This window comes from Endozoicomonas sp. ALC020 (assembly GCF_049275935.1).
GTDB lineage: Bacteria > Pseudomonadota > Gammaproteobacteria > Pseudomonadales > Endozoicomonadaceae > Endozoicomonas_A.
Window position 1 is genome coordinate 2,889,140 of sequence record NZ_CP184830.1, and the last position, 9,478, is coordinate 2,898,617.

Consider the following 9,478-nt stretch of genomic DNA (forward strand, 5'->3'; position numbering starts at 1 on the left):
TTACTATAGTCAAGCAGTTAATCTTTAAAGGTTTTGCTTATGTCATTGAAAACTCCTGCTTTACTCCTGCTGGCTCTGTTTATGAGTGGTTGCTCCACGCTTGGCTGGAAAGCGGGGGATATGGCCAAGATCCAGTTTGATCTCAATGAACTCAACAGGGAGGGTCTGCGTGGTAAAGATGACAGCTTGACGGCAGTGTCCTATGAATTCTGTATTCCTGACAATATCGAGTATGTTGATCAGGTTATGGCGATTGATCCAACGCTGGTTGTTTACCGGGTTTCGCCGGGAAAAATACAGTGCCGCTCAGGCGAGTATCTGGCCGTCGGTGACACCCATCAGCAGGATTACTATGAAGTTCTGAAAAAACTCACAGAGCTGGAGTACGTTAAGCGTATTCAGGAAGCGACATTTGAGTAAGTGTAAAGAGCCCCGTTTGGCTGATCAGGTAGCAACAGAAAAAGGCAACCTTCTGGTCAGAAATCCATTGTTGCGACTCTTGTATCAGGGGTTGGCAGTACTTTGCATTGTGCTCGGCATTATAGGTGCTGTGTTGCCTCTGATGCCAACGACGGTGTTTCTGTTGATGGCATTGTGGCTCAGCGTTCGCTCTTCACCAAAATTGAATCAGTGGCTGCTGGGGCACCCAAGGTTCGGTCCGGTCCTGAAAGAATATCTGCATGACAGGGCACTCTCACCCAAAATAGGGTATCGGGCTCTGGCATTATTATGGCTGGGCATAGGGATTTCAGTCTGGCTGGTTCCCCAGGTTGTTCTGAAAATATTGCTGGGACTGATTGCATTGGCGGTGAGCAGTTATCTGTGGGTACTAATGCGCAGATACCAAAAACAGTGAGTCAATAGCACACTGATCTTTGTAATCATGCCACGGGCAAGAATAAGGGAGCAGGTCGTTTTGATATTCATTTTCCAGGCTCTGACTATAGTGAAGAAAAGGTATTAAGTCAGGGCATCATCATGGATTTGAGAAAACTTTTGCTGGGCGTCGGCATTTTATTGATTCCGGTTACAGGGTACGCGAAGCCAATTTACAAATGTCAGGTAAATGGCGCTGTGGTTTTTACAGAAGAAAAGTGCGACAGCAATGCCAAACCTATTGAACTTAAGGGGTTGGCGGCACCCCTTGAGCCATTTGATATGGATAAACTGCGGGGAATGGACGAAAAGGTCCGCGCCCGGATGATCGAAGATCGTATTGCTCTGAGACAAAAGCGCATTCGGACCTACCGTGATCGCATGCAGAGCGAGCTGAAACAGCTGCAGGCCAAAATCAATAAAAAGACCCCTCAGAATAAAAGCCAGCCCCGAAACAGTGTTAAGGAAAAAGACATCAATACTCAATCGAAGTCTATTGCAAACAGTGTTGATCAGAAGACCAAAGGAACCTTGTCTGATCAGATGAATGCGGTGGTAGCCCGTTATAAAACTCTGATTGAAGCGGAACAGTTTCAAATTGAACTGTTGCTGCAGGAGCTCAGGGTTAACCAGATGATGCACCAGAACACCTCACAGAATAATTGATTTATAAATTCCGGGTGCCGGATTCATTTCATCACGCAGGATGCAATGAGGAAGTTGTGGAAGCCCGAAAGGCTGCGTTATCAGCTCTGGCCATTGGGCTTTGTTAGAGTGCCTATCGTTATTGTTATGAACTTTTCTTGAATGTAGACACGGCCCTGAGTAGTTCTTGACTATTTTGACGAAATCGATTGCCATAAAAAAAAGTGAGGATTGAGAGTCCAATGAATCAGTTAGAGCAACTCAAGGGAATGACGAAAGTAGTGGCAGACACCGGCGATATCGAAGCCATTCGTCGATATCAGCCTGTAGATGCTACAACCAATCCATCCCTCATTCTGAAAGCGGCTGAACTTCCTGCTTATGAGCCACTTTTCAATAGTGCTCTGGAGTATGGCAAATCCAAAACTGATGATGGAGTAGCGCAGGTCAGGCATGCCTGTGATTGGCTGGCCGTAGCGATTGGTAAGGAAGTCCAGCAGGTCGTACCGGGTGTTGTCTCAACAGAAGTCGATGCTCGTTTATCATTTGATAAGGATGCCACCATTGGCAAGGCTCGGGAGCTGGTTGCCCTTTACCGCGAGCAGGGCGCGGACCCTGAACGTCTGCTCATCAAGATTGCTTCTACCTGGGAAGGCATTGAAGCTGCGAAGGTTCTGGAGCAGGAAGGCATCCGTTGCAATTTGACCCTGTTGTTCAATTTTGCCCAGGCTCAGGCTTGTGCTGAAGCTGGTGTATTCCTGATTTCTCCATTCGTTGGCCGTATTCTTGACTGGTACAAAAAAGCTGAAGGTCGTGACTTTGAAGCGGCTGAGGATCCGGGTGTGGTTTCTGTGACCCGCATATACAACTACTACAAGCAGCATGGCTACAATACTGTGGTCATGGGTGCCAGCTTCCGTAACACAGCTGAGATTATTGAGTTGGCGGGTTGTGATTGTCTGACGATCGGCCCGGGTCTGCTGGATGATCTGGAGAAGACAGAAGCGACGGTTGTTCGGAAGCTGTCTCCGGAGAGTGCCACATCCAGTCATGAAAAAGTGGTACTGAACGAACAGGCTTTCCGCTGGGCAATGAATGAAGATGCGATGGCCACAGAAAAACTCGCCGAAGGCATTCGTAATTTTGCCAGAGATCAGGTGAAGTTGGAGAGCCTGATCGAATCCAGACTGTGATTTTTTTCCCAAAACAACACGACATCAGACCCTGAAGCAGATACAGAAACGCCCGGTATCTGCTTTTCATCAGAACTTTTATCTGCCGACTGCGGCCATGGTAATTCTCGAAATACAGGTGAGCCGCCCCTGTTCATTTTCGATCCTGATTTCCCAGACCTGTGTGCTTTTGCCAATGTGAACGGCTCTGGCGGTACCAGTCACCCGTCCGGAAGTGACTGACTTAAGATGATTGGCATTGATCTCAAGGCCGACACAGTATTGATCTTTTGCGCAGCAGAGGTTGGCTGCAATGCTGCCAAGGGTCTCAGCCAGAACCATCGATGCGCCACCGTGTAAAAATCCAAGGGGCTGTTTGGTTCTCTCGTCTACCGGCATGGTGCCACGAAGAAAGTCGTCGCCTATTTCTACTATATTGATACCCACATGACTGCACATACTGCCTTCACATCTCTGATTCAGGCTTTCTGGAGTAGCTTGGGTCTTCCATATCGACATGGCAGGCACCTTTCATGTTATGTATCACACACCTTTTTTGCTCTTCAAGGTGTATGAGCAGTCAATTTCACTGGAGGAATTGCTATGAAAACCGGGGCATCTTTTTATTCTCTGGACAATCATTCGATACCAGGAAGCATAATCTTCTGTCTATCGGTGGTTTCCATTCTGCTGGTGTTTTGCTCTGTCGAAGTAGAAGCGGCTCCGAGCAAAGCGCCCGTGAATATGGAAGAAGCATACAGTCGGCTGGAGCAAAAACTCAATCTCACGGATGAACAAAAGCCCAATGTAAAGGCCATCCTGAAGGAGAGTAGGGAGAATGTGAAAAAGATTCAGGCCACCGATCAGGACCGGCTTGCAAAAGCCAGGGCTCTCAAGGCAAACAGGGATGAAACCAATAAGAGACTGGCGACGGTACTCAACGATCAGCAGATGCAAACCTATCGAGAGTCACGCAAGGAACTACGGGATAAACTGAAAGAATATCGGGATATGAAAAAGTCTGAGTAGCCCCCTGATATCGCTCAGTGCTATTGCGATATATGATCTCTGATGGGCTGTCCGGTTATCCTTTTTTGTCGAGTGGATAAACAGTCAGGGCTGCTCTAAGGATAAACGTCAGGAGTCACCCGAACGCCTGATGTCAGGATCAGATCCGGATAAGGCGCATTGTTGAAGACCAGCTCGATAAAGAAGGCAGTCCACCCATTCTCGGGCGTTGCAGGGTAAAACTGATAAGTCCAGGGCATTGAGACGACAGGTTCTATACGGGTTGCCTGATAGCGGATACCTGCCTGTTGCAGTACATCTTTTCGGAAGTCTCTGGCCTCAGGGTTATGGCAAACCCAGGCACGGGCTAATTTAGGTTCAAGGCTGGTTCTGATTTCCAAACCACCTTCATCCAGCAGTTGCCAGTTCATGGCGGGCATATCCTGCTCCGAGATCAGCGCACCAAAGACAGAAGCCATGATCTCATCGGTGTTTACGTCACTGTCCCGGCCCAGGTAATGGCTGGCATTCGGTAAATACCTCAGCCAGGTTAATTCGGATAACTTCGGGTAATAGAAACGTGCAGAGTCTGGTGGAAAGAACTCGTCGCAACTGGCGTTGACAATAAATGCAGGCAGATGAAGCTGACTTCTGTAGACAAAGGGGTCAATATCATTGAGCAATTGCTGCATACCCTTGGATTCCAGGCTTGACAGAATGTCATGATCACTGTCTGCATAATCGCTGATAGCGCTGGCAAAGCCGCCATAAACATTCAGATGATGATTCATGCAGGCTTGTACGTTCAATGTATCGATCACCATTGGAATAAGAGCCATGACCCTTTGGTCAGCGGCTGCCGTCAACCATGAAATCCAGCCCCGTTTGGAAGCCCCGGCGATAATGAAGTCATTTATTCGGGAGCATTTTTTTTCACTGATCTCTTCACTGAACTCGCACAAAGCATCCATGGCCCGGATAACACTTTTCACCATGGGCCATTGAATGGGCATAAGACCATTGTGTTCAGGATCTTCCAGAAAGGCTTGCCAGGAAAAAGCAACAAGATCATCTTCCGACCTGGGAACACCATCCCGAAAGGTCAAAGGCTGGTTGGGAACATCTTTGAGAACGGCTACCGGGGCTTTGGTGAGTTGGCATAAATGTGCGCCATCGACATTATGCGAGGGAGTGAGTTCAAGGGATGGATCGTGCCTTGATCCACCATTAATCATTAACAGACAGGGACTCTCTGAACCTCCTTCAGGCCAGTAAAGTGTGAGGCGGTGTTGCCATTCCGGCTGAAGGAGGCCAAACCCTGAGCCTTCCTGCCAAGTCTGGGAAATCAGTTCTAAATGGCTAACGGAGACGACCGGAAACTCTTCGCAATGAGAAGTTTCAAGGCAGCGCCAGCTGAAGCTTTCGTCTTTTCTATTCAGGTAGTCCAGAAATATAGGGTTCAATGCCAGACCTCATAGTTACTCAAGTTCCTTTAAGTTTCATCGGCGGTTCTGGAGTGAATAACAGCCGGGAGTCACTTTGCAGTCAGTCTATCGTGTCTGGGAAAAAAACGTTCGATCTGGCGAACTTTTTTTATCGGTTCAGGGTCGAAGAGAGCAGTACTCTTTTTATTAATTGGGTACAGATTCTGGTTAAAGCGAAAAAATCGACTAAACCTTATCTTGCCTGGTCATGAAGTTTCTGGAGTCTCATGTGCTGATTGTTGCCGAAACACCCCGACTGATCCTGCGAACCTGGCAAGAAGCTGACTTAAAGCCGTATGCCGATATCATTGGAGCAGTTCACCAAGAACTGCATTACAGTATTCACTCCCCCGCCAGCGAAGCAGAAACCGATCTCTGGCGTTTTCAGATCGAACTTGACCATAAAGGCTGGTCTCGTTGGGCAGTTGTTCTAAAAGAGAGTAACAGGCTGATTGGCAACTGTGGATTTTCGGCCTATGGCGATACCATAGAGATGAGCTGGCGGTTCAGTCAGGAGTATCGCGGTCGTGGGCTGGTCATCGAAGCGGCTGAAGCTGTGACCGATCTGGGGTTCAAAAGATTGGGCTTCAAGGAAATCATCTCTTTTGCTTCACCCCAAAACGAGTTTGCCCTTGATGTGATCGAGTCACTGGGTATGAGTCTGGCCGGTTATGAGGGATGGTGTAATTTAACGGTTGCCCGGTTTTCTCTGAGTTCGGCAGAAGCTCTCAGTCACTCTCATTAGTCTGAATAGACCATCAAAAAAGTAAACAAACTTCCTCTGAAGCGATACCTTTTCCGTGCGATCATTTAACTTGAGAATAATGACGGGATTGCATTTTATGGTCTATCGATTTGTACACTTTTCTGACCCCCAGTTGGTTCCGGCGGGCATGTTGAATTACGACATTGACCCACAGGCAAGGTTGAAAAACTGTGTCGATACACTTGTGCAGCAAGTGCCGGAATCCAGCGCCTGCATTATTACCGGTGACCTGACACACTGGGGCGAGAAAGAGGCTTATAGAGCCCTGAAAGAAGAGTTGGACAGGTTGCCTTTTCCGGTTTACTGCCTGATGGGCAATCATGATCACAGGCAGAATTTTCTGGATGTTTTTTCGAGTCACCCAAGGCAGCAGGAAGGTTTTATCCAGTTTAAGCTCGAAACAGAAGGGGTCAACCTGATCTGTTTGGATACTCTGGATGACAGAAAGCGCAGCGGGATTCTTTGTGAGCAAAGACTGGCATGGCTTAGAGATGAACTGAAGGCATCAGACAAACCGGTTTGCCTGTTTATGCACCATCCTCCTTTTGAAACGGGGTTGGCGAGTATGGACAGGGACAATCTGATCAACTCAGCAGCACTCTGGTCAGCGATCAAGCCCCATAAGGAACGGATCAGGCATTTGTTCCTGGGGCATTTGCACCGCTCTGTTTCAGGCAGTTGGCAGGGGATCAGCTTTTCATGCCCACCTTCACTGGTACACCAGACACCTTTTGATTTTGATAACCCCAGGCCAGACTCTGTTTCGCCGGAGCCTCCGGTTTATAATCTGGTGGATATTCACCCGGACAGAGTGGTTGTCCACACTCACAATTTTTTGCATGATTTTCCGGCTATTAACAGCAGAACCTGTCAACGTTACCAAAGGCCTGTGGATCCCGAATCATGAACTTTAATGAACCTGCACTGCTGAAAAGCTGGGAAGAACGTTTTGTCGAATACCTGCAAGACAGGGACTGCGATGATGCCTCGCACGACATTTCCCATTTTCAGCGGGTCTGGAAAACCGCTCAACAATTGATGGATGAGGGGCGTTTTGACATTAACCGGCTGGTGGTTCTTGCTGCCTGTTATTTTCACGACATTGTGGTGTTGCCAAAAAACCATCCGGAGCGCTCCAGGGCTTCCACCCTGGCGGCTGAAAAGACCCAAGTCTGCCTGAAATCTCTGGCCTTTCCAGAAGAGCTGACGGCTGCCGTGTGTCATGCAGTAAAAACTCACAGTTATTCCGCTAATATCACTCCTGAAACTCTGGAAGCTGAAGTGGTTCAGGATGCCGACAGGATGGAAGCTTTGGGCGCGATTGGTATTGCCCGCTGTTTTTATACGGGCGGCAAGCTGGGCCAGAAACTGTTCGATCCCGAAGATCCCATGGGGAAAAACAGGGCGCTGAACGATCGTCAATACTCGCTGGACCATTTTGAAATCAAGCTTTTACAGATTCAAAAGACCATGAAAATAGAGCCCGGGCGTAAAATGGCGGCACGTCACAGTGATTTTTTGCAGACCTTCAGAACCCAGCTGTGTAAGGAGCTTTCAGGCGACTACAGCTGAATAAACCCTTGGTTTTTTTGTGTCTTTATACTATTAACCTTTTAGAAATCTACTTATACTTTCCGGCAATCTTGTCGGAGCGCCACAGGCTGAGACCGAATTGCTGTTTTTCGGAATCCGTAGAACCTGCTCAGGTTAACACCTGCGAAGGGAACAAGATGGCCTATCCGGCAAGCTATATCGAAACCGTCATGAACTCAACGTGAAGGATACAGAAACGATGGCTTGCGAGAAAAATGCGTCCGGGTTTGACCGGCAGTTGCTAATGGACGCCTGTCGCCCTTTTCCCAACTCTCAAAAAACCTATGTAACAGGCAGTCGCGAAGACATTCGTGTGGGTATGAGGGAAGTTCGCCTGCACGATACCCCCGAACGTTTTGGTGGCGGCAAGAATGAACCGGTGCGTATTTATGACACTTCGGGCAGTTACACAGAGACCGGCGTTCCTCATGATTTGAATCAGGGCCTGCCTGGTTTGCGCTCACAGTGGATTGAAGAGAGAGCGGATACTGAGCTGCTCGACGATCGCTCCTCGGAATTTGCCCGCTCCCGTCAGTTCGACCTGCGCTTGCAAGATATTCGCTTCAAAGCACTGAGAACGCCACGCAGGGCCAGGGCTGGCCAAAATGTCTCCCAGCTGCATTACGCCAGAAAGGGGATAATTACTCCGGAAATGGAGTTTATTGCGATTCGCGAGAGTATGGGGCGCACTGATGGCTCCCATATCACCCCGGAGTTTGTCAGAAAAGAAGTCGCTGAAGGGCGTGCCATTATCCCGGCCAACATTAATCACCCTGAGTCCGAGCCCATGATCATCGGGCGTAACTTTCTGGTGAAGATCAATGCCAATATTGGCAATTCTGCGGTGACCTCTTCCATTGAAGAAGAAGTTGAAAAGATGCTCTGGTCGGTTCGCTGGGGTGGCGATACGGTGATGGACCTATCCACAGGCAAGAACATCCATGAAACCCGTGAATGGATTATCAGGAACTCGCCTGTGCCTGTCGGTACTGTGCCTATCTATCAGGCTCTGGAAAAGGTCAGGGGCAAGGTGAAAGACCTGAGCTGGGAGGTCATGAAAGACACCATTATTGAGCAGGCAGAGCAGGGTGTGGATTACATGACGATCCATGCCGGTGTTCTCAGGGAACATGTTGCTAAAACCAGAAACAGGGTAACAGGCATTGTTTCCCGGGGTGGAGGTATTCTGGGCCAGTGGGCAGAGATGCATGATGCTGAGAATTTCCTCTACGACAATTTTCGGGAGCTGTGTCAGATCTGTCAGGCGTATGATATCAGCCTGTCTCTGGGGGATGGATTGCGTCCCGGCTCTATCGCCGATGCCAACGATGAAGCGCAATTTGGCGAACTGAAAACCCTTGGGGAACTGACAAAGATTGCCTGGGAATACGATGTTCAGGTCATGATAGAAGGACCGGGTCATGTACCCATGCACCTCATTAAGGAAAACATGGAGATGCAACTGGAGCATTGTCATGAAGCGCCTTTCTATACCCTTGGACCTCTGACTACTGATGTGGCACCCGGCTATGACCATATTACTTCAGGCATTGGTGCTGCCATGATCGGCTGGTATGGCTGCGCCATGCTCTGTTATGTCACACCCAAAGAGCATCTGGGCCTGCCTGACAGAGATGATGTAAAAGCCGGTCTGATTGCTTATAAAATTGCCGCTCATGCTGCTGATTTGGCCAAAGGTCATCCCGCTGCCCAGGTTCGGGATAATGCCCTGTCCAAGGCGCGCTTCGAATTCCGCTGGCTGGATCAGTTTAACCTGGCTCTGGACCCTGATACGGCCAAAGCCTATCACGATCAGACATTACCTCAGGAAGGTGCGAAAGAGTCTGAGTTCTGTTCCATGTGCGGACCCGATTTCTGCCCTATGCGCATGACCCAGGACGTCCGTGAACTGGAAGAAACTGCCTGAAAATAAA

General features: G+C 48.8%; 11 protein-coding genes and 1 riboswitch. Of the genes, 9 read left to right on the forward strand and 2 right to left on the reverse strand.

The features are described 5' to 3' along the window. Positions 1-39: 39 nt before the first annotated feature. From ACOJUO_RS10370 to tal, 4 genes are all read left to right on the forward strand, one after another. The gene (locus ACOJUO_RS10370; protein WP_422136644.1) at positions 40-420 is read left to right on the forward strand and encodes a hypothetical protein; all 381 of its coding nucleotides are present in this window, start codon (positions 40-42) and stop codon (positions 418-420) included. Continuing rightward, entirely contained in the window at positions 413-856 is a 444-nt protein-coding gene (locus ACOJUO_RS10375) for a YbaN family protein (protein WP_422136645.1), read from the forward strand. The genes ACOJUO_RS10370 and ACOJUO_RS10375 overlap by 8 nt, the downstream gene beginning before the upstream one ends. A 122-nt stretch (positions 857-978) precedes the next feature. Next, on the forward strand, positions 979-1,542 hold the full coding sequence (locus tag ACOJUO_RS10380; RefSeq protein WP_422139754.1) for a hypothetical protein: 564 nt from the start codon (positions 979-981) through the stop codon (positions 1,540-1,542). A 221-nt stretch (positions 1,543-1,763) separates the two neighbouring features. Then, positions 1,764-2,714, forward strand: a complete 951-nt coding sequence (gene tal, locus ACOJUO_RS10385) for a transaldolase (protein WP_422136647.1) — start codon at positions 1,764-1,766, stop codon at positions 2,712-2,714. A gap of 78 nt (positions 2,715-2,792) precedes the next feature. Here the strand turns inward: tal and ACOJUO_RS10390 are convergent, their stop codons facing one another. Beyond that, positions 2,793-3,212, reverse strand: a complete 420-nt coding sequence (locus tag ACOJUO_RS10390) for a hotdog fold thioesterase (RefSeq protein ID WP_422136648.1) — start codon at positions 3,210-3,212, stop codon at positions 2,793-2,795. Positions 3,213-3,296: 84 nt separating this feature from the next. On the opposite strand from ACOJUO_RS10390, the gene ACOJUO_RS10395 reads away from it, so the two are divergent. Then, positions 3,297-3,722: a hypothetical protein gene (locus tag ACOJUO_RS10395; RefSeq protein WP_422139755.1), complete on the forward strand. Its 426-nt coding sequence runs from the start codon at positions 3,297-3,299 to the stop codon at positions 3,720-3,722. 95 nt (positions 3,723-3,817) lie between these two features. Here ACOJUO_RS10395 and ACOJUO_RS10400 read toward each other — a convergent pair whose 3' ends face one another. After that, a complete protein-coding gene (locus ACOJUO_RS10400; RefSeq protein ID WP_422136650.1) occupies positions 3,818-5,164 on the reverse strand; it encodes a PhoPQ-activated protein PqaA family protein in 1,347 nt (448 codons plus the stop codon). A 250-nt stretch (positions 5,165-5,414) separates the two neighbouring features. On the opposite strand from ACOJUO_RS10400, the gene ACOJUO_RS10405 reads away from it, so the two are divergent. The 4 genes from ACOJUO_RS10405 to thiC all read left to right on the forward strand — a co-directional run bounded on the left by ACOJUO_RS10405 (position 5,415) and on the right by thiC (position 9,471). Next, complete coding sequence (locus tag ACOJUO_RS10405; RefSeq protein ID WP_422136651.1) at positions 5,415-5,930, forward strand: GNAT family N-acetyltransferase; 516 nt, start codon at positions 5,415-5,417, stop codon at positions 5,928-5,930. 97 nt (positions 5,931-6,027) lie between these two features. Continuing rightward, a complete protein-coding gene (locus tag ACOJUO_RS10410) occupies positions 6,028-6,858 on the forward strand; it encodes a phosphodiesterase (protein WP_422136652.1) in 831 nt (276 codons plus the stop codon). Next, on the forward strand, positions 6,855-7,523 hold the full coding sequence (locus ACOJUO_RS10415) for a phosphohydrolase (RefSeq protein ID WP_422139756.1): 669 nt from the start codon (positions 6,855-6,857) through the stop codon (positions 7,521-7,523). Before ACOJUO_RS10410 ends, ACOJUO_RS10415 begins: the two co-directional genes overlap by 4 nt. Positions 7,524-7,588: 65 nt before the next feature. Continuing rightward, a riboswitch (TPP riboswitch) is annotated at positions 7,589-7,693 on the forward strand. A gap of 50 nt (positions 7,694-7,743) precedes the next feature. Continuing rightward, positions 7,744-9,471, forward strand: coding sequence for a phosphomethylpyrimidine synthase ThiC (thiC, locus tag ACOJUO_RS10420; RefSeq protein WP_422139757.1), 1,728 nt, complete (start codon positions 7,744-7,746; stop codon positions 9,469-9,471). Positions 9,472-9,478: the final 7 nt, after the last annotated feature.

Excerpts from the sequence above, each read along its gene's own strand:
- ACOJUO_RS10415 (WP_422139756.1), top strand. The coding sequence starts at position 6,855 with ATGAACTTTAATGAACCTGCACTGCTGAAAAGCTGGGAAGAACGTTTT.
- tal (WP_422136647.1), top strand. The coding sequence starts at position 1,764 with ATGAATCAGTTAGAGCAACTCAAGGGAATGACGAAAGTAGTGGCAGAC.
- ACOJUO_RS10390 (WP_422136648.1), bottom strand. The coding sequence starts at position 3,212 with ATGTCGATATGGAAGACCCAAGCTACTCCAGAAAGCCTGAATCAGAGA.
- ACOJUO_RS10370 (WP_422136644.1), top strand. The coding sequence starts at position 40 with ATGTCATTGAAAACTCCTGCTTTACTCCTGCTGGCTCTGTTTATGAGT.
- ACOJUO_RS10395 (WP_422139755.1), top strand. The coding sequence starts at position 3,297 with ATGAAAACCGGGGCATCTTTTTATTCTCTGGACAATCATTCGATACCA.
- ACOJUO_RS10380 (WP_422139754.1), top strand. The coding sequence starts at position 979 with ATGGATTTGAGAAAACTTTTGCTGGGCGTCGGCATTTTATTGATTCCG.
- thiC (WP_422139757.1), top strand. The coding sequence starts at position 7,744 with ATGGCTTGCGAGAAAAATGCGTCCGGGTTTGACCGGCAGTTGCTAATG.
- ACOJUO_RS10410 (WP_422136652.1), top strand. The coding sequence starts at position 6,028 with ATGGTCTATCGATTTGTACACTTTTCTGACCCCCAGTTGGTTCCGGCG.